A 26,352-nucleotide genomic window follows, 5' to 3' on the forward strand; every position below is an offset into this window, starting at 1 on the left:
TATTACAATATATTTTCTAAAAATTCTAATTTAACAGAATTATTTTTTATTTTTTTCTATTTACGCACTTTTTGGCACAAAAAAAAAGACTGCAAATTTGCAGTCATTACAAGAGGGGAAACAGATAAATCGATTTTATTGAGGGTAAATCGGGGTTTCCAGCCGAGGAAGAAGCTATATTAGCTTTGGGGAATGAATGGATGAAAATGAATTTTATATACTATTGTAAATTTTTACTAAATCGTGCTGAAATTCTGTCCATTTATTATTCATTATGGTCATATAAATACTTTTTTTTGTTTCCTATGTTTTAAGCATAAAATTGATCCATCCTATTATTGACGGAATAAATCACTAATGTTTTTTCCACTACTGCATTTTATTGAAAACAATCTTGCTTCTGTCCTGAGTCGGGCCGTCATGCCCAAAACTATAAACCAATATGTTCAAACTCCTTGGGCTTAACATCATTTTGTTTAGACCCAATGAATTGAACCCTCTCGGCGACCACTTCAGTTACATATACATATTTACCCTCCTGATTTTCATATCTCCTTGTTTGTATTCTGCCAGTTATGCCGATTATGGCACCTTTTTTACAATATTGAGCAGTATTTTCAGCAGACTTTTTCCATATGATACACTGTACAAAGTCGGCCTCATAGTTACCGACAGTATTACGAAAGTTCCGGTTGACTGCTAAAGTGATATTGGAAACAGCCTTGCCATCAGGTGTGTATCTTAATTCGGGATCCTTTGTAAGCCTGCCGACGAGGGTAACTTGGTTAATCATTTTTTCACCCCTTCCTCTTTAATATGCTTTAATCATACTCCTTCTTCCATTGATTAAAAAATGGAGGAAATGGTCTTGTTACACCATTTTTCTTCATAAAAAACCGTTTGAATTGATACAAAATCATTTTTTATTGATTAAAATCAGGTGAAAAACGAATAGTTAACAAAATTAAATATTTTGCAAATTTTTATTCTATCCTTCATAATTTAGACAAATGTTGGGTATTCATTTCATTAAGGGACTTTTTTTTAGTATGATATAATTACCTTTAAAAGGATTAATCGAAATGTACCATTTCAAAATTTACGTTTAAGAGAGGTAATTACCGCTCTTTTTGCAAGAAACGGAGGAATTAGATGAAATCATTTAAATTGATCTCGTTGCAAATTGTAACTGAAAATTTTAACTTGATTGATATTGCATTAACAGATGGATTGATTATAAATAAAGAAAACGACGCTAGATCGTGGTTACTGGAAGCCTTTGTAGAAGAAAATCATTTCAAAGAGCTTGAACCTTCACTTCCCGATATAAACGGAGAAGTGTATATCCAGGCCGTCATTACCAACAAGGATAATGAACCGGCTTTGTTTCACACTGTACTACGCACAATAAGAAAAGTCGGCAGCCATTACAGCCTTCTATTCGTTGGTCACATCCAAAAAACACGGAGCAAATATGCAGAACTCCTTCTTGAAGATTTGGTCCAAAAAGGTCTCGTCGGCGATGAATTAATAAATGAGTTCAAGCAAAAAATCCGCTCGAAGCCTAAATTAGCAACCAATAAATAAAAACCCTTCCCTTAATTCCCATCCCCTAATCGAATACACATAAAAAAGACTGACTTAGATGAAGAAGGATATTGATCCTCTTCTTACCTAAGCCAGTCTTTGTCATTCTGTGCTAATTACTTATTTTTGTCGCCATTTTTATCAGCGTCTTCAATCAATTCATCGGCATCATTATCGATGTTATTATCGTCGTTTTCTAGCAATCCGTCATCATTACCGTTCATGCCATTATCATCCGTGCCGTTGTTATCATTTCCACCATTGTTTTCATCTTCAATGATGTTGTTATCTTCTTCTGGTGCAGGATTGTTGTTGTCATTATTATCCGTTCCACATCCAGCAAGGAACATAATAGATAATAAAGATCCCCCAATTAGTGCAAAAATTTTCTTCATCATTTTTGGCAACCTCCCTTCTTTCTTTATCATTAGCTATTTTGCCCGAATGTGAAAATAACTTGCGTCCTATTTTAAATTTAAAAAGAAAATCCTTTAATTTGAATTTAATCATTAAAAAATGCCGGACATAAAAATGTCCGGCTTTCAAAGGGAGAATAGATAGTTCTTAAAACCGCGCTTGCTTTAAAAAAGCATGCAGTGCTATTTATATACACCGCTTCACGATTCCTTAAACCATTTTTTTGAAATATATAGTTAATTTAGTTAATTTAGTCCATTTCCTTTTCATTGAAAATGAATGAATTTCTTATTTGTCACCAAAAGCAAACATGATATCGGCTTCACATGCTGTTTCTCCATCTACCGTTGCCACTGCTTTCCCTTTACCCATTGATCCTCTCATACGCACTATTTCCACTTCCAGACGCAGCTGATCACCTGGTTTCACTTGCTTTTTAAAGCGGCAATTATCAATCCCAGCGAAAAATGCAAGCCGTCCTTTGTATTCTTCCTGTTTCAAAACGGCTACAGCGCCAACTTGCGCTAATGCCTCTACAATTAAAACTCCAGGCATAACTGGATAATCGGGGAAATGGCCATTAAAGAATTCTTCATTTGCTGAGACATTCTTCAATCCTACCGCCCTTTTCCCTTCATCTATTTCAATGATCCGGTCGACTAATAAGAATGGGTAACGATGCGGAATAATTTCCTTTATTTGTGTGATATCAAGCATACTTGTTCCTCCTATGACTTAAATATTTCAAACATAACGTAAACTCGCCCCTGTCATGATGACAGAGGCGTAGTTGCCATGTAATATAAATCCGCTAACGACAGCAACTACTTCAAAAAAACATGGAACTACGCGCCCTTGTTCACTATATCAATAATATGGGTCCATGTGGATTTTTGGAAAACATCCATTGCATGTCCTCCACCAATCACACTGTATCCTAATAGTGCCCCGGATAATACAGCAATGAAAATCAATCCGATAACAATGAGTAAACGAAGCCAAATCGGTAAAAGACGGACCTTGATTCTACGGTTCGGTTTCGCCTCAACTTCCTTTATCTCTTCTTCAATTTGTTGTCTCATTACACGATTTTGTTCCATATAGAATGTGAAAGCTCCTTTTAAGAAAACTCGCCGACTGATTTTCCTATAAACCAGAAATTCAGCAGCTATGCAAAATGATCGGCACGAATGATTCCCTTTGTTATGAATTCATTATAACCGATTTGCTCTAATTCCGCAGGGAGACATTTTATTTACCAGATACCTTAACGGATTCCATTGACTAATCCGCTCATTTGATCGGCCATCGTTACCGCTCGGGATTGAAATTGGTAAGATCGCTGAACATTGATTAGATCCGTCATTTCTGTGGAAAGATCGACATTTGAGGACTCCAGAGTGCCCTGTTGGACTGCTGCCTGGTTGCGGGAATCCCCTGTGAGTAGGGTCATGATATCGTCTTCAGTAACACCCAAGGCATTGAAATTTTCGGGCAGGCCAAGTAAATTTCCGCCTAAGCGGTCAAGAAATTGGGGTTTTTTTACCGAGACGATCCCGAGCCCAAAACTCTGTTCGCCATATTCTTCCGTATCCACTATCAATAAACCATTTTCCGAAATCTTAATGTCTTTAATATTTCCCTCAATGAGGATCGGTTCACCATTTTCATCAAGTACTTTATGTCCTGCAGAGGTAACGAGCATCATTTGGTCGTTAGCATTAGGAGATAAATAAAAAGCCCCATCCCTTGTAAGCCTTGTATTGACCCCATTATCGTCCTGAACGCTTACGGTAAAGAATTGGTCCTCCCGGGTGAATGCAACATCAAGGTTGCGATCCGTCGTCTTTAAGGCTCCCTGTGAAAGCACCAATTGAGATTGGCTTATCATGGCACCTGCTCCCTGCCGGATGCCAGGTGTGGTCAACCTTCCTTTTTCCTTGGTCTCACTCGGTTGATTATTGAAACTCTGTGTCAATAAGTCATTGAAGCTCGTTTGGGTCTTTTTGTAGGCAGTCGTGTCCACATTCGCGATATTATTACTTATATGATCGATTTTACTTTGAAGTTGGTTCAGCGTATTCGTCGCCGTCATCATCGTCCGATTCATGGTTTTCCCCTTACATGTTCAAATTTCCAAAATCATCTTTTCCTACTGTTCAATTAAAGCCTGCCAACCTCATTGACTGCTTTATCCAAACTTTTATCATAGGCTTGAAGAACCTTCTGATTCGCTTCAAAAGAGCGGTATGCCGACATCATTTCTGTCATCGTTCTCGATTGGTCAACATTGGAGCCTTCAAGAAAGCCTTGCTTAGTAGAAAAACCGACATCTGCAGCCGCGTATGCGCTAGGTAAATCCCCATCATTCACAGCCTTATATAGGCCTTCCCCATCTTTCATGAGCTGTAATGACGGATCATCCGAATAACCGATGCCAATAAGTGCGGTTTGAACATTTCCTTCTAAAATAACACCGTTTTCCGCTACTGTGAACTGATCGCTATCAAGCTTGATCTTTTCATTATTTTCGTTCAATACATAATGACCCGAAGGCGTGGTCAGATAACCTTGCCCATCCAGGGTGAAACTGCCGTTACGCGTATAACGGATAGCACCATCACCATCCTGGACAGTAAAAAACACAGATCCTTGCCGACCCGTTTCTTCATTGATCGGCAGATTTTCATCAACTAAGGAAATATCCGTATTAAGCTGCGTCTCCTCCAATGTACCCTGGGTAAATAAAGGATTCGCCTCCTGTACGTAAACACCCGTACTGAGCCCTCCAACCTGGGATAAGTTAGTCATGCTCAATTTGTTCTCCGTAGGAACCGTTTTACCACCTATGTTGCTTATGAGCATTTCCGGAAAAGACCTTACGCTCATTTGATCCGCCTTATACCCTGTTGTGTTCGCATTGGACATATTGTTTGTGAGCAATTCTGTGCGCCTTTGCTGTGTAAGCATCCCGGAAGCAGCCGTATAAAAACCTCTTAACATCTTCTTCACTCCTCAATCTACATAACTTATCCCGTTCAATTTCTCATATCTATCTTATCGGACATGAACATCAGTATCTTAAGGAAAAGGAAAAGCATTAGGCAGAAGAATTTGTCTATATCGTAGGCTAGGTCAGATTTAAAGGAATGGTGTTAAAATTTTCGACTAAAAGAAGAGGGCCTATTGCTCATCAGTACTAGAACTGCACGCACTTTCACTATGCCTCACGTTTGTCTGAACCTTAGACCCCTATCTTATGATGCGGATTTCCAACCGCTTTTTAGTTGAATTTGTGCCGTGGCAATTTATCCATGTTATCAAGCATGATACCGGTTCCGATTGCTACACAATCCATTGGCTGCTCGGCAACTAGTACTGGGACCTTAAGCTCTTCAGCAAGAAGTAAATCAATCCCGTGAAGCAATGCTCCCCCGCCTGTTAAAATGACTCCGCGGTCGATGATATCAGCAGAAAGTTCTGGCGGCGTCCGCTCAAGTACGCTTTTTGCAGCTTGTACAATGATGGAAACCTGCTCGCGGAGAGCCTCCTCAATTTCTTCTGAATTGACCGAAATGGTTCTAGGCAATCCCGATACCATATCGCGCCCACGGATATCGATGACTTCATTACGAGATCCAGGGAAGACGGTTGCAACCTGGATTTTAATGTTTTCCGCTGTACGTTCACCAATGAGGAGCTTATACTTCCGTTTGATATAATTTAAAATTTCATTATCGAATTTGTCACCGGCCATTTTGATAGAAGATGATGTAACGATATCCCCCATTGAAAGAACGGCAATATCCGTTGTACCCCCGCCAATGTCCACGACCATATTGCCGCTTGGTTGAAAAATATCCATGCCGGCACCGATTGCAGCCACTTTTGGTTCTTCTTCAAGGAATACTTTCTTTCCGCCGCTTTTTTCGGCAGCTTCTTTAATCGCCTTTTGTTCGACACTTGTTATGTTGGTCGGGCAGCAGATTAAAATTCTAGGCTTTGAAAGGAAGCCTTTCACATTCAATGTATTGATAAAATGCTTAAGCATCGATTCTGTTACATCAAAATCCGCAATGACACCGTCTTTTAAAGGTCGGATTGCGATGATGTTTCCTGGAGTACGGCCTACCATTTTACGAGCTTCCTCCCCGACGGCAAGAACACGGTTCGTATTCTTATCAATCGCTACTACCGAAGGCTCATTTAACACAATTCCTTTACCTTTGACATGTATAAGAACATTGGCTGTTCCAAGATCTATCCCAATATCTCTAGCAAACATTTCTTAAATCCTCCTTGAATATCCTCACATATAACCTACTTCTGTCCTAATTGTTTATTTTACCATATTGCATTGACACAAGTAAGTATGAATTATAAATAAACACTAATATAGACTATTATTTCCTAAATTACCAATATGTAAAAAAATTCAATGCCTTATGTACTACATTTCCGCTTTTTCCCATAAAAAAAATTCCGGCATGGAACCGCAAACAAGGTTGAGAAAAGAGCTGACACTCACTTTCATGTCCCCTCATTCATTCCCCGATTGCCCGATTCACTTCCAATTGCCGGAATGATTCAAGTATCATTTCACGATTTCTTCTTCTCTTTCAGAACGTTTATATTTTAATTTTGTCGCTTCTCCACCTCTAAGGTGACGAATGGATTTATGATAATCCAATATATCCTTCACTTCGTTAGCCAAATCAGGATTAATTTCTGGCAGCCTCTCAGTTAAGTCTTTATGCACTGTGCTTTTAGAGACCCCGAACTCTTTTGCAATGACGCGGACTGTTTTTCTAGTTTCCACGATATACTTTCCTATCTTGATAGTTCTTTCTTTGATGTAATCGTGCACACCACTCGACCTCCCCAAATTGGATGTGAGAAGTGTGAAATGAGATTCGTATTTTTCGAATCGAATACCGCTGCCCTATAAACAATGAAAGATAGAATTATTCACCTATTAGATAATTTGTAATAAACGATTCCTCACCTCAAACACTCTCTTTGCATGGTTTATAACATCTTATTAGCTTGGTTAAGAATATATGCCTAATGGGACAGGAGGTTTGGATTTATTTCTGATTTTCATCTGTTTCTTTTCCTTAAGAGCAAATTATTTCCCGAGAAATTTGTCAAAAATTCAAAGGTTTCAGCATATTGTCCAATATTTCCTCGAAAGAAAAAAAGGAAGCCGTTCAAAGTGAACGGCTTCCTTTTACCAAATTTTCAGTTGTTGTCATTCGTAACGCTCTAGGTTTTTGTTTTGATTTTATTAAAAATCTTAATTTTAATTAGATTGATTTAACGAATCTTTTAAGGAATCGCTTTCTTCAGTTGTATCTTCACCAGGGACAGTGCCTTCTTCATCAGTGCCATTCTCTAAATCAGTGCCCTCTTCAGATTCGTCAACTGCAGGAGCTTCTTCTGTGCCAGTTTCAGACTCTTCGACTGCAGGCGTTTCTTCTTTATCAGCTTCAGATCCTTCAACTGCAGGTGTTTCTTCTTTATCAGCTTCAGATCCTTCGACTGCAGGTGTTTCTTCTTTATTAGCTGAATCTTCAAGTTCGCTGCCTTCGGCTTCAGTTGCCGATTGGATCGCAGAAGCTTGTTTATCAACAAAATCAAGTGGGTTTAACGCAATGTTATCTTTTCTGATTTCGAAGTGGACATGTACGCCAGCTTCTTCATTGATTTGGCTTTTTCCAGCTGTAGCAATTGCTTGTCCTTGTTTCACTTTGTCACCGACTGCAACCTTAATGTCTTTAACAGATTGATAACGGGTAACGACACCATCTTCATGCTCAACTTCAACTAAATTTCCAAGTAACGCATCGTCTTGAACTTTCGTTACATTTCCACTTAAGGAAGCTTTTACATCGAAAGACTTTCCATCTTCCATAGCAATGTCTATACCTTTATTTTGCTCATATCTATTGTTGTAGAAAACCAATGCTTCTTCTTGTGCCTTTTCATCCGCATTCACATCATAAAACTGTTTCTTGATAACCGTTTTGTCTGCATCGGCTACAGGCATCTTGATTGTCTCAAGATTACTATTTACCTCTACAGAAGGCTCACCATAGTTTTTTCCTGTTTCAGCTGATTCCTCGCCATCTTTAGCTGAATCATTAAAACTATTTTGTAATAAGAAGGCCGCGGCTAAGATTATGGCTGCACTTGCGATATAGATTGCTGATAATGCCCAACGTTGTTTTAGTATACGTCGGATTGTGGAAGTTGGTTTCTTTTCTTCCTCTCTCATATTAATCACCTCAGCAATCATTCTGAACATTTTGCTAAGATTATATACATTCAGGAAAAAAATTTTTTAGATTTATTTTGTGGAAATGAAACCGATTTTATTCGCAGAATGGTAAAATGTTTGATATCTTACTGTTGAAGGATGATTAAATCATGAAAAAAGCTTTTAAACTTGTGTTAACGTTATTGCCTTTCCTATATATGATTGCCATATGGATAATGTCGAGCAACCCCGATGATATGATTCTTGATCTTCCCTCATCCTCTATTGACCGATTTATCAAAGAGGCACTTCATCTGGTCGAATTTGCCCTTTTGTATATATTATTAGTTTCGGCCCTTGCCGCAAACCAAAAAATGAAACCAGGTTTAAGCCTGTTGGCTGCCCTTGTAGCCTGCCTTTACGGGGTTATTGATGAATACCACCAATCTTTCGTCCCATACCGCTCCTCTACCTTGATAGATGTCATTAAAGATATCATTGGAGTCGCTGCAGTCTATTTTCATGTCCAATATCATTATTTCAAGCGTAAACGGGGCTTTTTGACGATTATAGAAAATTTAAACGAAAAAAAATGAGAGATGGGATCCCCACTCTCATTTTTTTGCCGTCATCGTATTCAGCCACTTACTTGAAGACTGAACTTTGACGCCTTTATAATAATATTTCACGATGTCTTCATAGGTTTTTCCTTCCCTGGCCATGCCATTAGCACCGTACTGGCTCATTCCAACTCCGTGTCCGGATCCTTTTGTCGTGATGACAATCTGGTTGCCTTGACGCTCCCAGTCAAAATCGGATGATGTCAGCCCGAGCTTCTCACGAATCTGTTTTCCTGTCATTTTCTTTCCTCCGATATCCACTACACCTACGCGATTACCTGATGTTCTTTCAATGACAGTTCCTATTGATGTTCCCGAAGAAAGATTTACACCCAGCTTTTTTTCAAAATCTGCAGTATCGACAACAACTTTATTATAAAATTTTGGTGATTCTTCTTTATCCCACGGACTGGATACACTTTTTAAATAGGGAAATTCAGCTTGCCAATAGTCCTCTGAATTCTCCGTATAGCCATTGCTGGTCGAAAAAAAAGTGGCAGTAATCGGTTTTCCTTCATAGGTTAAGATTTGACCCGCCGTTTCCTTTATAGCCTTGTTGATTTTTTGCATCTTCGATTTATAATCAGAGCCCCACTGTTTTTTCAGCTCATCATTATTCTTATAAACTTGGTGCATGACCGTATCGCTTACATCGGCACCATCAGGCAAGCCTAATCGACTTTCGCTTATGAGCTGATTGACAATGTAGGTTCTCGCTGTCAATGCTTGTGCCTTCAGCGCTTCTTCTTCAAAATCTGCTGGCATTTCAGCTGCAACCACACCAGTCAAGTACGATTCAATCGGCAGTTTTTCAATTTTTTTTGCAGATGTGCGGTAAACGGCAACTTCTACGGAACTCATTTCATTTGCAGCTACCTCTTTACCCTCATTCTTCACTTTCTTTTCCAATTCTTCGGTCAATTGCCCACTTGTCTTTTCATTTGAAAATGGAAGCACAAGCACTGCTGGAATCATGATAATTACGAATGCTACTGCTATGAATAGTACGATCATCGGTTTAATTGCTTTCAAATTCCTGAGCCTCCCTACACTTGTTTTCTCTGCCGTAAATCGCATTCAGCAGGTATCTTTACATAACAAATGTATGTCGAAGGACAAGCTTTTATGAATAGAAAAACGACAACTATTTAACTGTAGGCGATGAACCCGGAACAAGACAAAAAAACCATTCACGGTTCAATGACTCGAACGTGAATGGTTTTATAAGCTAACTTATGCGTTTAAATCTGCGATTTTTTTTGTTTCAGCAGGCACATCTTCGTTAATACGTTCCACATCAGCACCTAGAGATGCCAATTTACCATGGAAATTCACGTATCCTCTGTCAAGATGCTTCAATTCTGTAACACGTGTAATGCCATCTGCAACCAATCCAGTCAGGATGAGCGCTGCCGCGGCACGTAAATCTGTTGCAGCTACTTCAGCACCTTGAATGTTAGTTGGACCATTGACGATAACGGAACGGCCTTCTATTTTAATATTGGCATTCATGCGACGGAATTCTTCAACATGCATGAAACGGTTTTCGAAAACGGTCTCCGTAATCATACTTGTTCCTTCAGCACGCAGTAATAATGCCATCATTTGCGATTGCATATCAGTCGGGAAACCAGGATGCGGCATTGTTTTGATATCAATGGCCTTCAAGGTTTTTGGACCGATAACGCGTAATCCATCTTCTTCTTCAAGAATTTCAACGCCCATTTCCTCCATTTTGGCAATAAGGGAAGTAAGGTGTTCAGGTACAGCTCCTTGAACAAGAACATTACCGCCAGTAAGAGCGGCCGCAGTCATGAATGTACCAGCTTCGATACGGTCAGGTATAATCGTATGTTCAGTGCCATATAATTTATCGACACCTTCGATTCTCATCGTACCAGTACCGGCACCTCTGACTTTAGCACCCATTTTATTAAGGAGATTCGCAAGATCTACAATTTCAGGCTCTTTGGCCACATTTTCAAGAATAGTTATACCTTCAGCAAGTGTTGCTGCCATCATGATGTTTTCAGTGGCACCCACACTCGGGAAGTCAAGATACACTCTTGCACCCTTAAGTCTGCCTTCAACCTCGGCATCAATGAAACCATTGCCGACCTTCACTTTTGCTCCCATCGCTTCAAAGCCCTTTAAATGCTGGTCGATAGGACGTGATCCGATGGCACAGCCACCAGGAAGAGCAACGCGGGCCCGGCCATTCCTTGCTAGTAATGAGCCCATCACTAAAACGGAAGCTCTCATTTTACGTACATATTCAAATGGTGCTTCTTCTAATAACTCTCTTGATGCATCTACAGTTACTTGATTGTCATGAAAGGCAACATCTGCATTTAAGTTGCGCAATACTTCATTGATTGTATATACATCGGAGAGCGTAGGAACATCTTTAATGATACTTTTCCCATCACTTGCTAATAATGTTGCAGCGATAACTGGCAAAACGGCGTTTTTAGCACCTTCTACTTTAACTGTCCCGCTAAGCCTTTTTCCGCCGCGGACGATGATTTTTTCCAAAAGTATTCCCCTCCGCGTCCATTTTCTCTATATTAATATTCAAACGTTATGATTGGTGTGCCAACTACAAAGTTCGTTCGGTCACCCAATCCTTCTGTCCGTAGCCCAAACTGCAAATTTAATTTTTCTTTTGTCAAAGGTTGTTTAAACAATGTTGAATGTGCAGATATAGATGTAAAGTTTGTTTCATGCACACTTTCAATTTCCCTTGCTTGGAACATATCTAACAGGTCTTCAGTTTTAGAGTTTAAAACCGAATCCATATTATCATTGATAGACCCTTTAATACAAGAAAAAATTGAAGGAGTTCCTATAAATAGGTCATTCACCCTGTTTCGGAACGTAGCGGTAAAAAATTCCTTATTGGCTTTCTTCCACTTTTTCCCCTTCACTTCGTAAATAACATAGGTAACTTTATCAAATTTCTCTTCCGTTGTCATTATTTTGATAGACTCGGTCAGACCTGAATCGACATTGTGAGTTAACGCCTCAGCCTTCCAGCCGGAAGCATCATCTTTCCGGTGCCATTGAAATTGAGGATATTTTCGTTTTAAAGCTGTAACTTCGCTTTCAAACTCTTGTTTAGTTGTAATCTCTTTATTTATTTCTCTAGTGAGTACAGACCAATCCCCTATGTCTAAATCTTTATCTTTTTGTAACAGTCCCACCATTTTAACTATATCTGGTTTACTTTCTGCCACAATCGTACTATTCCCAATTAAAATCACCATCAAACCGAGAAATACTATGTATGTTAACATTTTTTTGTTTAAATTAAACATGTTAAATCCCTCCCCTTTTACACATTCTTTCCAGAAGGAGAGAGATCATACTTCGAGTTTTCCGACAATTGGTGACAACTTCCCCTTAAACTGGCAGGAAGCAAAAGCGAATACAAGAGTAGAATCATATTTTGCTATAAGAAAATTCTTACAGCATATCAGTCATTACTAAACATATACGGAAGTTGATTTGCAAATCCCAGGTAGTCGAGGAAGAAATTACTTACAACTGAACCGATGGCAACCGTTAATAAAATATATAAAACCCTGGCCTTGATGACAGAATTGGATCTTAATATTTTATCAAAATGTAATGCCTGGAGAGCCCACCAGGTAACTGCGATGAAAAACAAGTGTGCAATTATTCCTGTTAAAGCCTGCTGTCCCATTGCTGAAAACATGTACATACCTCCTAACAGACACCCGAATTCTATTCTAACACAAAACCCCTTCATATTTGGAATTTAAAAGGAAGAATTGCAAAATATCTTTTTAAAACTGTAAATAGAGGCTTGATCCAATGGAACAAGCCTCTGATACAGGCATTATATCATTTACTTGAAATAAAGTCTGTAAATTCGCCAAATTGATCATGAATAAAATCAAAGGCAATATTTGGCGCCACCCCGAAAAGTATGGTGCCTATTACACAAATGATCAACACAATGTAAAGACCCGGACGGAATTTAATGACCTTCTCTGAATGGATGGGTCGGAAAAAGACCTGAACCAATAATCCGAAATAATACACATAGGATACAATGGTACCTGCAATCATGATTCCCGCAAGGACAAAATGTCCAGGCTCCGTTATGAATGTTCCAAGAAAAATATTAAGTTTGCCAATGAAACCTGTCGTTCCGGGGATTCCAGCAAGCGACAGGATAAATACGGTGAATGCCATGGCAAGATAAGGTGATTTCCTCCCCAGTCCTGCAAGAATGCTAATATCTTCTGACCCACTTTGGCTGGATAGCAGCTGAATGACTGCGAATACACCGATATTCATTAATACATAAGCCATTAGGTAAAACCAGACAGTATCCAGGAGAAAATATCCCCCGCCCAATGTAGCCACCGCTACAAGCAGGTAACCCGCATGGGCAATGCTTGAATAAGCGAATAATCGTTTTAAATTTTGCTGCCTTAACGCAACCACATTTCCAATGATGATCGTCAGGCCCGCCAACGAAGCTATATAGATATTATTTTTTTCCAAAAAGTCGAGCGCTCCGAACGTATCACCGGAAGCTGTTAGGAACAACGAGAGAAAAATGCGCAGGATGATGACGAAACCCGCCATTTTCGAAATTACACTCAAGAAGGCTGCGACCGGTGTCGGTGCCCCCTCATACACATCCGGCGCCCACATATGAAATGGAGCGGCAGCTATCTTGAAGGCTACACCGATAAACACCATGAAGAAAGCGAGGCCCATGATGTATTGCAGCTGGCCGTCCGTCATCGCAGCCATCGTCCGGCTCATTTCGCCTAGATTGACGGAACCGGTCACTCCATATAAATAGCTCATCCCGAATAAAGTGATCGCTGTGGAAATGCCTCCGTTTATCACATACTTCATGGACGCTTCGTTGGACTTCCGATCATGCTTGCGCATTCCGACCAATATATAAGATGAAAGTGAAAGAAGTTCCAGTCCAACGAACAGCGTTATCAAATCACCGCTTGAGGACATGACCATCGCTCCAAGCAACGCGGTCAGGAACAGATAATAAAATTCCCCCCGGTGCTCCCGCAGCCCCTCTTGCGGTTCATACCCTTCAGCCAGAAGGATGATCAGGGCCGCTCCGAATAACAGCAGCAGCTTAAAAGCCTTTGCAAAAGAATCCAAACGAAACGTATCGGATAAGATACTGACTGTCTCAAAGGATAGCAGGCTAATCAGTGACAAACATGCCAAAATGATTCCGGTTAGCGCGAGCCATGCCAGTTTTCTCCGATTAAAGTGCTTCGGCCAGAATAAATCCAATATCGAAAGAATCATGGTCGTTCCAAGGATGATGAATTCCGGCATCATCGCTCCCCAATCATAAGAAAGCATCGTGTTCCAATCCATCCTTCATCGCCCCCCTAGAGCTAGCATCATGGCTTCAATCGTTCCTTGAAGAGGCCCGCCTAACAAATTTGGGTATACCCCAATAGATATTATCAAACCGAGAAGAACCAATGCAGGGATAAATTCCCAGCTTCCAAGGTCCCGTTTCTCTTTTTCTATCAAGCTAGCATTTTTCCCGAAAGTCATCATCATGACCGCCCTCAGTACATAGACAGCGGTTAATACAAGCCCGACCACGCCTATTGCCGCAAGCAACGGCTGACTCTTGAATAAGCCAATAAATACCATGAATTCACTGATGAAGCCAGACATGCCAGGCAAACCGAGTGAAGCCATCCCGCAGGCTAACATAAACCCTGAAAAAATCGGCATCGACTTGGCCAATCCCCCTAGCTTAGGAAGCATGGTGGTTCCCGTCCGCTCATACAAAACACCCACCAAGAAGAACAACAAAGCAGCAATTAGCCCGTGTGAGATGACTTGAAAAATAGCTCCCTGAATGCCCGCTTCATTCAAGGCTCCCAGCCCCATCATGACTATACCCATATGTGAGATCGATGAGTAGGCTAAAACGAGCTTGAAATCCGTTTGTACCAAGGCTAGAAATGCACCATATAAAAAACTGAGGACCCCAAATAGGACAATGGTAAAGGCCAAGCTTTTATATTGTTCAGGAAATATCCCCATTCCAAACCGGATGATTCCGTACGCACCTATTTTCAATAGGACACCCGCATGTATCATGACTATGGATGGAGGTGCTTCTGCATGGACCCGCACCATCCAGCTGTGAAAGGGAAAGACGGGCAGCTTTATCGCAAATGCCACGAGAAAGGCGAGACATAAACCATATTTCATCGAACCGGATATTGGTGCAAAAAGTGAAACACCGCCCATTGTCATCATCTGTGTCAATGCTGCAATGTTGGTCGTACCAGTCCTGGCAAACAAAATCAAAATAGCCACCAATAAAACAGCCGAACCAATGCCATTATAAATCAGAAAATTATAAGAAGCTTTCTCCCTCTCCAGAAAGCCCCATCTGCCAATTAAAAAGAAAGCAGGAATCAAGGTCATTTCAAAAAAGATGAAAAAAAGGATCAAATTTTCTGCGGTAAAGACACCGAGCATCCCAATCTCCAGGATCAAAAATAACAAATAATACCCTTTCCATTCCTTTTTTATATAAATGGATGCGATTGCGGCCAGTGATGAAATGATTGTTGTCAGTAATATGAAGATGAGACTTAATCCATCCAGCCCCAACTCAAAGTCAACCGTGAAGAGCTTGGGATCATACATCTCCAAATTACCAAACCTGATCCAATTCAACTTAATGTCAAATAACGACAGGGCCACACCCGAATAATATTGGCTGCATAGAAAGAACGATAGGAAAAGAGGAGGCAGTGTTCCGAAAAAGCCAAATTGTTTAATCGTCCTTTCCTCTTTTTTCGGCATGAGGGCAACCATCACTATGCCCAGCAGCGGTGAAAACACTAAAAGCGAGAGCAAATAGACATTCATCTTAGATACCCCCCAGTTACTGCAAAAATCACCAACAGTACCGCAAGTCCCAGAAAGGCTATCATGCCATATTGCTGTACCTGTCCTGTTTGCAGTTTAGACCCTATTTTTCCCAATCCTTCTATCGAACTTGTCACAGTGGAAACCAGTCCGCCGACAATGAACCTTTCTATATAAGATAGGAATATACTAAAGCCTTTGACTGCATAGCCTGCAGTGTAATGGTAAATCTCATCAATATAATACTTTTTTTCCAAAACCCGATATACCTCGGAGTTTTCTTTGACAAGCCAGTCCCGTGGTAACTTCTTTTTAGCGTATATCATATAAGCAAGGTATATCCCGGCCAGCGATACGAGCACGGCCAGCAACATTATCCAAACGGGTCCCTCACTATGGCTGGCGCCTAGAACAGCTTCATTTCCCTCCACAAGCCACTCCCCAAGGAAAGTTCCAAACCACGGTGTTTGGATATACCCGCCGATTACAGCAAGCAAAGCCAATGCGAGCATGGGAATTAGCATGATGGAAGGTGATTCCTTGACTTGTTTTACTTGACTGCGCGAATCGCCTGCAAACATCATGAAAAACAGCCGGAACATATAAAACGCAGTTAAAAAGGAGGTAACCACCGCTAGACCAAACAATATATAACTACCATTCTCCCAGGCTGCCATTAGAATTTCATCTTTACTGAAAAAACCTGAGAGCAACGGAAACCCCGATATCGCCAACGTGCCAGTCAAGAACAGCGGCCCGGTCCAATTCAACTTACCCCATAGGCCGCCCATCTTTTCCATATCCTGTGTATGTATAGCATGAATAACACTGCCTGCTGCCAAAAACAGCAATGCTTTAAAAAAGGCATGGGTCATTAAATGAAACACCCCGGCCACATATCCCGAAGTACCCAAAGCAAGCATCATAAAACCGAGCTGAGAGATTGTCGAATAAGCCAATACACGCTTAACATCCTTTTGCACGATGGCAATGCTTGCGGCAAATATGGCTGTAATTCCACCTGTTATCGCTACGACCTGCATCGCAGCAATACTTGCTATGAATAGCGGAAACATGGCCGCCACCAGGTAAACCCCTGCAGCAACCATGGTTGCTGCGTGTATCAATGCGGAAACCGGAGTCGGGCCTTCCATTGCATCCGGAAGCCATGTGTGAAGTGGAAATTGTCCAGACTTCCCAACCGCACCGATAAAAATCAAAATAGCGATTAGTGTCAGTTTTTCACTTGATATCATGCCCGACTGAACGGTTTGAAAGATCTCTCCATATTCAAAGCTGCCTGTTTCCCAGAATAGCAGAATGATGCCGATTAAGAGCCCAACATCGCCAATCCTGGTCATGATGAATGCCTTCTTCGCCGCAGCCTTAGCTTCCAGTTTATAAAAGTAAAAACCAATGAGCAGGAAAGAACCCACCCCGACCAATTCCCAGAAGATATAAAGTTGTAATAAATTGGGTGCCATGACAAGTCCAAGCATGGCAAAGGTGAAGAAGCCCAGATAAGCATAAAAAATGGAGAATCGCACTTCACCCTTCATATACCCCTTCGAATATATCTGGACAAGCAGGCTGACAAGGGAAACGACCACAAGCATCAAGGCATTAAGCTGATTGATTTCGAATCCAGCTGAAAGTTGCGTCCCCCCGAAGGAAAGCCAATCTATCGATATATTATAAGTAGGTTCTTTAAATCGTTCCATCAGGACGAGCAACGATAAAACAAACGAAGCCAATGTACATATTATTCCTATAAAAGCCCCTCGTTCCCGCAACCGCCCGCCTGATAGAAGCAGAACCAGAAACGTGACGAGTGGAAAGACCGGTATGAGCCATGCGTACTCCATCATCGTATCAAATCCCCTTCTTCATTTATATAAACCTTCAATTCTTCATAATTTCCATTTCATCGACATTGACCGTCTTCCGATTGCGATAAAGGGACATCAGTATAGCCAGCCCCACAGCCGCCTCGGCCGCAGCGATCGTAATCGTGAATAAGGAAAAAACTTGACCCGTAATGGATGGCGTTACCCCGAATTTACTGAAGGCAACTAAATTGATATTTGCAGCGTTCAGCATCAGCTCGATTGAAATCAAAACAATGACCGCATTTCTTTTCGTCAAGGCACCATACAGCCCTATACAAAATAAAACGAGTGCCAATACAAGATAAGCCGACAAGGGAACTCCCGTCATGATCGATCTCCCTCCTCATCATCTTTTTTAGCCAATACGATTGCACCGACTAAAGCAACAAGCAGGAGTACCGACATCACTTCAAATGGAATAACATATTTTGAAAAAAGTTCGATACCTATTTGCTTTGTATTTTCCTCATGCAAGGCTGTTGGCTGTACAGGTATATCCAGATTATAAATCCCCAGATACACCGCCACGGCAAATCCAGCAATCGCCGCCAGCAAGGAGAAATTCCCCCAGCCCCCTTTAGCAGGTGCATCATTTTCATGGTGTTTTGTCAGCATAATCCCGAATAGCATCACGATCGTAATAGCCCCTGAATAAATAAGGATTTGTACAATGGCGACAAACTCGGCCGAAAGCAACATATAAATGCCTGCAATGCCCAAGAAAGTAAAAACAAGTGCAATTACCATGTGCACCACTTTTGTTAAGGTAATCAGCAGCACCCCGCCTACTATCGAGACGAGTGCCAAACCAATGAAGGCAATTAATTCACCCGACAAACTCATACTTTATTCACCTTCCGGATATTTTCATCATTTTCATCCAGCCACTCCAGATTTTTAAATAGATGATCACGGCTATACTCTGCCAGCTCGAATTGATTCGTCATCACGATTGCTTCTGTAGGGCAGACCTCCGTACATAAATCACATAAAATGCAAATCTCGAAATTGATGTCATACGTATCGATGATTTTCCCTTTTTTCGACGGGTCCGGATGCTTCTTACCCGTTAATTGAATACAATCCGTTGGGCAAATCGTCACGCACTGATTGCATACGATACACTTTTCAGGATAGAATTTCTGGATTCCGCGAAATCGGTCAGGGAGCGGAAGCGGCTCATTCGGGTAGTCATAGGTCACTTTTTTCCTCGTCAAGTTCTTTAATGTATAGGTTAAACCTTTTGCTAAACCAAGCATATAAATCCCTCGCTTTCCGACCAGCTTAAGTTTCTAAAAAAGGTTAATCAATTCTTTTATAAGTGCCGTCAAAAATATATTAGCCAATGCAACCGGAAGCAGCACCTTCCATCCGAATTCCATCAATTGATCGGCCCTTATACGAGGAAAGGTTACACGAATCCAGACCAATACATAGAATACGGCACTGAACTTCAGACCGAACCAGATGGCTGCCGGAATAAAATCCAAAAACGGAATAGAATTCCATCCCCCTAAAAATAATACAGTGGTTAGCGTTGCCATTGCAAACATATACACATATTCGGATAACATAAAGAAGGCCCAGCGAAATCCAGAATATTCAACATGATAGCCTGCAACAAGTTCGGATTCCGCTTCCGGAAGGTCAAAAGGAACCCTGTTCAACTCGGCAACCGATGCAATAAAAAACACGATGAACGCAATCGGCTGAAGAAAAATGAACCAAACCCTTTCCTGGGCTGCAACTATATCATTCAAGTTTAAACTTCCTGTTATGAGGACGATTCCCACTAGCGACATCACCAAAGGGATCTCATAAGATATCATTTGCGCGGCTGCCCTCATTCCGCCAATCAAAGAATATTTATTATTGGATGCCCAACCCGCTGTGACGATGCCGATGGTCGATATGCCGGAAATCGCCATATAATAAAGCAATCCGACACCTATATCAGCAAATTGAAAGGCATCAGTGAACGGCAAGGTGGCAAGGACCATGAAAGCAGGGGCAAAAGCAATCATCGGAGCTAAAATATATAACGGCTTATCAGCTTTTTTCGGTATCGTATCTTCCTTGATCAGAAGTTTCAAAACATCGGCAACGGTCTGCAAGAGACCCCATTTCCCCCCAATTTGGTTTGGGCCGACACGCATCTGCATGAATCCCATGATTTTTCGCTCTGAAAGGATTCCATAGGTTACAAACCCTAATACGACGAACAGGAGCAGGACTGCCAAACCAAAAAAAATGCCAAAATTCAGCAGGCTTGGAGCGGAGTGGAGAAGATCCTTGATCATTTATCCATCCACCTCCCCTAAAACGATATCGATTGCACCTAATATCGTTATCAAGTTCGCCATATTTTCCCCTTCCAATAATTTCGGAAGAATTTGCAGATTATAAAACGAAGGTCTGCGAAATTTCAAACGGTATGGCTCCTTTTTCCCTTCACTCGCGATATAACAGCCTATTTCCCCTCTTGGTGATTCAATTCGGACAAATGCCTCACCCTTAGGAACCTTTATTATTTTAGGGACCTTAGCAAGGACCGGCCCTTCTGGAAATTGCTCAACCGCCTGCTCGATGATTTTCAGTGATTCTTCGATTTCTTCCATTCTACAGTGATAGCGTGAAAAGGCATCACCCTCTCCCCTTGTAGGAACATCAAATGTGAACCTGTCGTAAATGGAATAAGGTTCATTTTTTCGTAAATCCCATTTCACACCTGTACACCTTAAGTTGGCACCGCTAAGCGAATACTGCAAGGCTTCTTCCCTCGTATAGATGCCCACCCCTTTAACCCGATTAACAAAGATTTCATTCCCTGTCACAAGCTCATGGTAACCGGCAAGCTGCTCCCTCATATAAGGGACAAACTCGGCAACCTTCGCAATCCAGTCTTCAGGAGCATCCCATTTCACACCTCCGACACGCATATAATTGAATGTAAGGCGTGCCCCTGACAATTCAGTCAATAAATTAACGATCATTTCACGTTCTCGAAAGGCGTATAGGAAAGGGCTCGTCGCACCTATATCCAGCAAGTATGTACCCCACCAGACAAGGTGGCTTGCAACTCTGCCCAATTCCATTGCGATAACCCGCAAATATTCTGCCCTTTCGGGAATCTCCACCCCCATCATTGTCTCAACAGCATGGCAGAGCACATAATTATTTGTCATGGCCGCTAGATAATCGAGCCGATCGGTATATGGGATTATTTGTGTATATTGCAGATTTTCCGCTAATTTTTCCGTACCGCGATGCAGATACCCAATAACAGGTGTAGCCTCTTTTATAATTTCACCGTCAATCTTGATGACAAGCCGAAAAACACCATGTGTACTCGGATGCTGCGGCCCGACATTGAGAAGCATTTCTTCCGTCCTTAACATTGGGCTTACACCTCCACATCATAAGGCTGATAATCTTTTCTAAGGGGGTACCCTTTCCAATCATCACCAAGTAAAATCCGTTTTAGATCAGGGTGTTCATAAAAATTAATACCTAATAAATCATATGCCTCACATTCTGGCCAATTTGCTCCTGACCATAATGAGACCAATGATGGAATAACGGGAGACTCCCTATCAAGCTTCACCTTCAAGGCAACTGATTGATTCATTTTGAATGAATGCAAATGTACATAGACTTCCATATGGGATTCAAAATCCGTACCATGAAGTTCCGATAAATACGAAAAGTCAAGCTGTTCATCGTATCGCAGAAATTTTGCTATTGAGAAATATGTATCCGGATTAGCCACTATAGTGGGTACATCTTTTGATAATCTATTAAGATAGTGCTCTAATAATGCCCCTTGTCCTAAATGGCTTTCAATAGCAGAAACAATTTGATCGAGTTTCGACTGATTTGGAGAAAGCTCGCTAGGAACGATAACTTCCTCGCTTTCCTTTACAGCGGTCCTGTTCTTCGCAGCAGCAGCAGCTTTCGCTTTGGCAGCGGCTGCTGCCTTCGCCTTGGCCGCTGCCGCCGCCTTTTGCTTCGCTGCATCCATTTCGCCTTCCGGTTTTCCGGTCGCATCCTCTTTCGCCTGTTTTCGGGCCAATGCCGCTGCTTTCGCCTTGGCCGCCGCAGCCGCCTTTTGCTTTGCTATATCCGTTTCATCTTCCGGCTTCTCGGCACTTTCAGTTTTCGCCTGTTTTCGGGCCAATGCTGCCGCTTTTGCCTTGGCCGCTGCCACCGCCTTTTGCTTCGCCATATCCGTTTCATCTTCCGCATCCGTACTTTCAGCTTTCGCCTGTTTTCGGGCTAATGCTGCCGCTTTCGCCTTGGCAGCTGCCGCCGCCTTTTGCTTCGCTATATCCGTTTCATCTTCCGGCTTCTCCGCAGCTTCTTCTTTCGCCCGTTTTCGGGACAATGCTGCTGCTTTCGCCTTGGCCGCCGCCGCCGCCTTTTGCTTCGCTATATCCGTTTCACCTTCCGGCTTCTCCGCAGCTTCTTCTTTCGCCCGTTTTCGGGCCAATGCTACTGCCTTCGCCTTGGCAGCTGCCGCCGCCTTTTGCTTCGCTATATCCGTTTCATCTTCCGCATCCGTACTTTCAGCTTCCGCCTGTTTTCGGGCCAATGCTACTGCCTTCGCCTTGGCAGCTGCCGCTGCCTTTTGCTTCGCTAAGTCTTCCTTTTCACTCATCTATATCACCCGCTTTCCGGTTTTCGCCTCGTAACGGATTTTTTCTTTTAATTTATTGATTCCATAAATAAGTGCAGCTGGATTTGGGGGACAACCCGGAATATATACATCGACAGGTACAATTTGATCTACCCCTTTGACCACTGAGTATGAGTGAACATAAGGCCCGCCAGCAGTCGCACAGGATCCCATGGCAATTACCCATTTAGGTTCTGGCATTTGTTCATATAATCTACTTATTATTGGAGCCATTTTTTTCGTTACAGTTCCTGAAACAATCATCACATCCGATTGTCTGGGTGATGTCCGAAAAAATGAACCAAATCTATCCAAATCATAATGTGATGATCCGACACCCATCATTTCAATTGCACAGCAGGCCAAACCGAAAGTCATTGGCCAGAGTGAGTTACTTCTAGCCCAGCCTTTTATTTGTTCAAGTGTGGATAAAAAAATACTGTGTCGCATTTCTTCCATTTCTGCAGGGGTAAGTTCATCCAATTTCAATTCCACTTTAACACCTTCTTTTTCCAAGCGTAGATTAGCCCTAGCATAAGGATCAGGACAAAAAACAGCATTTCAATCAATGCAAACAGTCCGAGTTCATCATAAGCGACCGCCCATGGGTAAAGAAAAACCGTTTCTACGTCAAATATGACGAACATCAATCCGAATAGATAATACCTGACATTGAATTGAACCCTTGAATCCTGAAAAGGATCGATTCCACTTTCATAAGTCGTATATTTCATATCTGTCGGTTTATAAGGCCTGAGCAGTCTACCAAGAAATAAAGCGATCACAGGCAATAAAATGCCGAGACAAAGGAAAACAAATACAATTAAATAATTATTTTGATAAATATGCAGCTGTCCCATGTTCATCTCCCTTTATGGATAAATCATGTTAAATGGGTGCAATATAGATTTGCTTGTCTTCTTTTTGGATACCTTTTAAATATTATGCAGGGTGACATTCTTTTAGAAGCAACGTGAAAGGAGGGGGTATAAAGCTATATTTGTAAGCGTATACATTATAACATCAGGCTAAAAGCATGTCGACGAGTTAAGGATTAAAATGGAAAATACTTTACTCTATAATTCGACTTTTTTTTCATTCTACAAGCTTTTTTATTAAATATTACTATCCTCAAAAACCTTTTGGTTAAAAAAAACACCTAATCTTACCACGAATGGCTCGATCAGGTGTTTTCATCAATTAAAGTTATCGCATTTCTGCAATTTGGATTCGGTTGATGGCACGTTTAAGCGCTAAATTAGCTCTTTTGGCATCATTTGATCCATCATTGTTCTGCAATCTTTGTTCAGCACGGGCTTTTGCTGCTTGAGCACGTGCAAGATCGATAGTTTCAGCTCTTTCAGCAGATTGAGCCAAAATGGTTACCACATCAGGGCGAACTTCTAAGAAGCCACCATTTACAGCTACATAGTCTGTGTTGCTTCCATTTTTAAGACGGACAGCACCAATGGTAAGCGGGGCTACAGTTGGAACGTGTCCAGCCATGATTCCCAGCTCACCGCTTTTAGCTTTAGTGCTTACCATTTCAACTTCTGCATCATATACTGGGCCATCGGGAGTAACAACATTGACTTTAATGGTCTTCATTTCATTCCCTCCTAGGTCCCTTTAATTAAGCCATTTCTTTTGCTTTAGCAATAACTTCTTCGATGCGGCCAACTAAACGGAAAGCATCTTCAGGAAGTTCGTCATATTTTCCAGCTAGGATATCTTTGAATCCTTGGACTGTTTCTTTAACTGGTACATAAGATCCCTTTTGACCAGTGAATTGTTCAGCCACGTGGAAGTTTTGTGACAAGAAGTTTTGAATTCTACGAGCACGGGCAACGATTACTTTTTCGTCTTCGCTTAATTCGTCCATACCCAAGATGGCAATAATATCTTGAAGTTCTTTATATTTCTGTAAAGTCGATTGCACTTGACGAGCCACTTTATAGTGCTCAGCGCCAACGATTTCCGGGCTAAGGGCACGGGAAGAAGACGCCAATGGATCAACTGCAGGGTAAATACCCATTTCAGAAAGCTTACGCTCAAGGTTTGTTGTTGCATCCAAGTGAGCGAAAGTTGTAGCTGGAGCCGGATCCGTATAGTCATCGGCAGGTACATAGATCGCTTGAATGGATGTAACTGAACCTTTATTTGTTGAAGTGATACGTTCTTGCAATTGGCCCATTTCAGTAGCAAGAGTTGGTTGGTAACCTACCGCTGAAGGCATACGTCCTAGTAGGGCGGAAACCTCAGAACCTGCTTGTGTGAAACGGAAAATGTTATCGATGAAGAAAAGAACGTCTTGTCCTTGTTCGTCACGGAAATATTCAGCCATTGTCAAACCGCTTAGAGCGACACGCATACGTGCACCTGGCGGCTCGTTCATTTGTCCGAATACCATTGCCGTTTTCTTGATAACACCAGAATCAGTCATCTCGTAGAAAAGGTCATTACCTTCACGAGTACGCTCACCTACACCAGCGAATACCGAGATACCGCCGTGCTCTTGTGCGATGTTATTGATAAGTTCTTGGATAAGTACAGTTTTACCAACACCGGCTCCACCGAAGAGACCGATTTTACCACCTTTGATGTAAGGAGCAAGTAAATCTACTACTTTAATACCCGTTTCAAGAATTTCAACTGATGTTGATAATTCCTCGAATGTTGGTGCTTGTCTGTGAATTGGATCACGACGCACCTCTGCTGTAAGTGGTTCAAATAGGTCAATGTTTTCCCCTAATACGTTGAAAACACGACCTAGTGTAACTTCACCTACAGGTACTGAAATTGGAGCTCCTGTATCAACAGTCTCTGCACCACGGGTTAAACCATCAGTGGAAGACATTGCTACAGTACGAACTGTATTATCACCTAGTTGAAGGGCCACTTCAAGAGTTAGTCCTGTACCAGACGCTGTATTTTCGATTCTTAACGCGTTATAGATCTTAGGAAGTTGTCCGTCTTCGAATTTCACGTCAACAACCGGACCCATAACTTGAGTAACGCGTCCTATATTCATCGTTTTCCCTCCTAACGTTGCTTATAACGACTATCGAGTTTATGGAACGGCCAAGCTTCGTCCGGGCCGACCGCCCCTTTAATGATTTTATTCTAAAGCTGCTGCACCGCCGACAATCTCTGTAATTTCTTGAGTGATCGCTGCCTGACGTGCACGGTTATATTGTAATGAAAGTGAGTCGATCAACTCTTTTGCATTATCGGTCGCATTTTTCATTGCAGTCATACGTGCAGAGTGCTCACTTGCTTTACCATCTAACAAAGCACCATAAATCAAACTTTCTGCGTACTGAGGCAGTAATACCTCAAGAATTTCTTCCGCATTCGGTTCAAATTCATAAGAAGTCAATGTTGCATTGGAAGTATTGAAGTCAGCTAACGGAAGGACTTGCTTTTCCGTTACATCCTGCTGGATTGGGCTGACATAATGGTTATAGTACATATAAAGCTCATCACACAGCTCATTCAGATATAAATTCACTGTCGATTTTGCAAGGGAGCTAATGTCAGCGAAAGACGGCTGATCAGGAACCCCAATTACTTCAAGCTCTACGTGCATGTTACGGCTGACAAAGAAATCACGGCCAACCCTTCCGATTGCGATAATGACGAACTCATCATTGGATTTATGGCGTTCAAGAATGGTTTTATGAACGTGGCGAAGGATGCTACTATTGTAAGCCCCAGCCAATCCACGGTCCGATGTGATTACCAAGTAACCGGTTTTCTTAACGGGACGTGAAGTAAGCATTGGATGAGATGCATCCGTGCTTCCGTTCGCAATACTGGATACCACTTCTTGAATTTTTTCCATATATGGAACATATGCTTTAGCATTAGCTTCTGCACGGTTCATTTTAGAAGCAGATACCATCTGCATCGCTTTTGTAATTTGACTCGTCTTTTTCGTTGAAGTAATCCGAGACTTAATATCGCGTAAAGAGGCCATTCATT

At 41.6% G+C, this 26,352-nt stretch carries 29 protein-coding genes; 2 read left to right on the forward strand and 27 right to left on the reverse strand.

The genetic code is table 11. The features are described from left to right. Positions 1-430: 430 nt before the first annotated feature. On the reverse strand, positions 431-793 hold the full coding sequence (gene ssb, locus OSJ91_RS26670) for a single-stranded DNA-binding protein (RefSeq protein ID WP_350300665.1): 363 nt from the start codon (positions 791-793) through the stop codon (positions 431-433). A 359-nt stretch (positions 794-1,152) separates the two neighbouring features. Here ssb and OSJ91_RS26675 point away from each other — a divergent pair, with 359 nt between their 5' ends. After that, a complete protein-coding gene (locus OSJ91_RS26675; RefSeq protein WP_350300666.1) occupies positions 1,153-1,587 on the forward strand; it encodes a YwpF family protein in 435 nt (144 codons plus the stop codon). 116 nt (positions 1,588-1,703) lie between these two features. Here OSJ91_RS26675 and OSJ91_RS26680 read toward each other — a convergent pair whose 3' ends face one another. The 8 genes from OSJ91_RS26680 to spoIIQ form a co-directional block, all read right to left on the reverse strand. Then, positions 1,704-1,985 carry a hypothetical protein gene (locus OSJ91_RS26680; protein WP_350300667.1) on the reverse strand — a complete coding sequence of 94 codons (282 nt, stop codon included), beginning with the start codon at positions 1,983-1,985 and terminating at the stop codon, positions 1,704-1,706. Positions 1,986-2,292: 307 nt separating this feature from the next. After that, on the reverse strand, positions 2,293-2,721 hold the full coding sequence (gene fabZ / locus OSJ91_RS26685) for a 3-hydroxyacyl-ACP dehydratase FabZ (protein WP_034315755.1): 429 nt from the start codon (positions 2,719-2,721) through the stop codon (positions 2,293-2,295). A 128-nt stretch (positions 2,722-2,849) separates the two neighbouring features. After that, positions 2,850-3,104, reverse strand: a complete 255-nt coding sequence (locus OSJ91_RS26690; protein ID WP_137016469.1) for a DNA-directed RNA polymerase subunit beta — start codon at positions 3,102-3,104, stop codon at positions 2,850-2,852. A gap of 167 nt (positions 3,105-3,271) precedes the next feature. Next, positions 3,272-4,114 carry a flagellar hook-basal body protein gene (locus OSJ91_RS26695; RefSeq protein ID WP_485890753.1) on the reverse strand — a complete coding sequence of 281 codons (843 nt, stop codon included), beginning with the start codon at positions 4,112-4,114 and terminating at the stop codon, positions 3,272-3,274. Between the two features lie 53 nt (positions 4,115-4,167). Further along, positions 4,168-5,007, reverse strand: a complete 840-nt coding sequence (locus OSJ91_RS26700) for a flagellar hook-basal body protein (RefSeq protein ID WP_485890754.1) — start codon at positions 5,005-5,007, stop codon at positions 4,168-4,170. Between the two features lie 280 nt (positions 5,008-5,287). Continuing rightward, positions 5,288-6,289 carry a rod shape-determining protein gene (gene mreB, locus OSJ91_RS26705; RefSeq protein ID WP_076368333.1) on the reverse strand — a complete coding sequence of 334 codons (1,002 nt, stop codon included), beginning with the start codon at positions 6,287-6,289 and terminating at the stop codon, positions 5,288-5,290. A gap of 309 nt (positions 6,290-6,598) precedes the next feature. After that, the gene (gene spoIIID / locus OSJ91_RS26710; RefSeq protein WP_034315767.1) at positions 6,599-6,871 is read right to left on the reverse strand and encodes a sporulation transcriptional regulator SpoIIID; all 273 of its coding nucleotides are present in this window, start codon (positions 6,869-6,871) and stop codon (positions 6,599-6,601) included. Positions 6,872-7,306: 435 nt separating this feature from the next. Then, positions 7,307-8,281: a stage II sporulation protein SpoIIQ gene (spoIIQ, locus tag OSJ91_RS26715; RefSeq protein ID WP_350300670.1), complete on the reverse strand. Its 975-nt coding sequence runs from the start codon at positions 8,279-8,281 to the stop codon at positions 7,307-7,309. Between the two features lie 152 nt (positions 8,282-8,433). Here spoIIQ and OSJ91_RS26720 point away from each other — a divergent pair, with 152 nt between their 5' ends. After that, positions 8,434-8,859, forward strand: a complete 426-nt coding sequence (locus OSJ91_RS26720) for a VanZ family protein (RefSeq protein WP_350300671.1) — start codon at positions 8,434-8,436, stop codon at positions 8,857-8,859. Between the two features lie 18 nt (positions 8,860-8,877). On the opposite strand, the gene spoIID is transcribed toward OSJ91_RS26720, so the two are convergent. The 18 genes from spoIID to OSJ91_RS26810 all read right to left on the reverse strand — a co-directional run bounded on the left by spoIID (position 8,878) and on the right by OSJ91_RS26810 (position 26,347). Then, complete coding sequence (gene spoIID, locus OSJ91_RS26725) at positions 8,878-9,915, reverse strand: stage II sporulation protein D (protein WP_350300672.1); 1,038 nt, start codon at positions 9,913-9,915, stop codon at positions 8,878-8,880. Between the two features lie 201 nt (positions 9,916-10,116). Continuing rightward, on the reverse strand, positions 10,117-11,418 hold the full coding sequence (gene murA, locus OSJ91_RS26730; RefSeq protein WP_098371638.1) for a UDP-N-acetylglucosamine 1-carboxyvinyltransferase: 1,302 nt from the start codon (positions 11,416-11,418) through the stop codon (positions 10,117-10,119). A 32-nt stretch (positions 11,419-11,450) separates the two neighbouring features. Beyond that, a complete protein-coding gene (locus tag OSJ91_RS26735; RefSeq protein WP_350300674.1) occupies positions 11,451-12,200 on the reverse strand; it encodes a YwmB family TATA-box binding protein in 750 nt (249 codons plus the stop codon). A 158-nt stretch (positions 12,201-12,358) separates the two neighbouring features. Further along, a complete protein-coding gene (locus OSJ91_RS26740) occupies positions 12,359-12,601 on the reverse strand; it encodes a DUF1146 family protein (protein ID WP_101223821.1) in 243 nt (80 codons plus the stop codon). 149 nt (positions 12,602-12,750) lie between these two features. Beyond that, positions 12,751-14,277 (reverse strand): NADH-quinone oxidoreductase subunit NuoN, encoded by a 1,527-nt coding sequence (gene nuoN, locus OSJ91_RS26745; protein WP_485890755.1) that lies wholly within the window; start codon positions 14,275-14,277, stop codon positions 12,751-12,753. A 3-nt stretch (positions 14,278-14,280) separates the two neighbouring features. Further along, positions 14,281-15,804, reverse strand: a complete 1,524-nt coding sequence (locus OSJ91_RS26750; RefSeq protein WP_485890756.1) for a complex I subunit 4 family protein — start codon at positions 15,802-15,804, stop codon at positions 14,281-14,283. Next, the gene (gene nuoL / locus OSJ91_RS26755; RefSeq protein WP_485890757.1) at positions 15,801-17,672 is read right to left on the reverse strand and encodes an NADH-quinone oxidoreductase subunit L; all 1,872 of its coding nucleotides are present in this window, start codon (positions 17,670-17,672) and stop codon (positions 15,801-15,803) included. The genes OSJ91_RS26750 and nuoL overlap by 4 nt, the downstream gene beginning before the upstream one ends. A gap of 34 nt (positions 17,673-17,706) precedes the next feature. Then, positions 17,707-18,021, reverse strand: coding sequence for an NADH-quinone oxidoreductase subunit NuoK (gene nuoK, locus OSJ91_RS26760; protein ID WP_098371643.1), 315 nt, complete (start codon positions 18,019-18,021; stop codon positions 17,707-17,709). Continuing rightward, positions 18,018-18,536, reverse strand: coding sequence for an NADH-quinone oxidoreductase subunit J (locus OSJ91_RS26765; RefSeq protein ID WP_350300678.1), 519 nt, complete (start codon positions 18,534-18,536; stop codon positions 18,018-18,020). Before OSJ91_RS26765 ends, nuoK begins: the two co-directional genes overlap by 4 nt. After that, positions 18,533-18,952, reverse strand: coding sequence for an NADH-quinone oxidoreductase subunit NuoI (gene nuoI, locus OSJ91_RS26770; RefSeq protein ID WP_048685828.1), 420 nt, complete (start codon positions 18,950-18,952; stop codon positions 18,533-18,535). Before nuoI ends, OSJ91_RS26765 begins: the two co-directional genes overlap by 4 nt. A 33-nt stretch (positions 18,953-18,985) precedes the next feature. Further along, positions 18,986-19,993 (reverse strand): NADH-quinone oxidoreductase subunit NuoH, encoded by a 1,008-nt coding sequence (nuoH, locus tag OSJ91_RS26775; RefSeq protein ID WP_350300679.1) that lies wholly within the window; start codon positions 19,991-19,993, stop codon positions 18,986-18,988. Next, on the reverse strand, positions 19,994-21,091 hold the full coding sequence (locus OSJ91_RS26780) for an NADH-quinone oxidoreductase subunit D (RefSeq protein ID WP_485890758.1): 1,098 nt from the start codon (positions 21,089-21,091) through the stop codon (positions 19,994-19,996). 5 nt (positions 21,092-21,096) lie between these two features. Continuing rightward, positions 21,097-22,350, reverse strand: a complete 1,254-nt coding sequence (locus tag OSJ91_RS26785) for an NADH-quinone oxidoreductase subunit C (RefSeq protein WP_485890759.1) — start codon at positions 22,348-22,350, stop codon at positions 21,097-21,099. Continuing rightward, a complete protein-coding gene (locus tag OSJ91_RS26790; RefSeq protein ID WP_170946902.1) occupies positions 22,351-22,827 on the reverse strand; it encodes a NuoB/complex I 20 kDa subunit family protein in 477 nt (158 codons plus the stop codon). A 26-nt stretch (positions 22,828-22,853) separates the two neighbouring features. Then, positions 22,854-23,228 (reverse strand): NADH-quinone oxidoreductase subunit A, encoded by a 375-nt coding sequence (locus OSJ91_RS26795; RefSeq protein WP_137017336.1) that lies wholly within the window; start codon positions 23,226-23,228, stop codon positions 22,854-22,856. A 346-nt stretch (positions 23,229-23,574) separates the two neighbouring features. Next, on the reverse strand, positions 23,575-23,976 hold the full coding sequence (locus OSJ91_RS26800) for a F0F1 ATP synthase subunit epsilon (RefSeq protein ID WP_048685840.1): 402 nt from the start codon (positions 23,974-23,976) through the stop codon (positions 23,575-23,577). A 25-nt stretch (positions 23,977-24,001) separates the two neighbouring features. After that, complete coding sequence (gene atpD / locus OSJ91_RS26805) at positions 24,002-25,399, reverse strand: F0F1 ATP synthase subunit beta (RefSeq protein ID WP_061465696.1); 1,398 nt, start codon at positions 25,397-25,399, stop codon at positions 24,002-24,004. A gap of 87 nt (positions 25,400-25,486) precedes the next feature. Continuing rightward, entirely contained in the window at positions 25,487-26,347 is an 861-nt protein-coding gene (locus OSJ91_RS26810) for a F0F1 ATP synthase subunit gamma (RefSeq protein ID WP_101223833.1), read from the reverse strand. Positions 26,348-26,352 lie beyond the last annotated feature (5 nt).

This window comes from Bacillus sp. T-10(2022), from assembly GCF_056502895.1.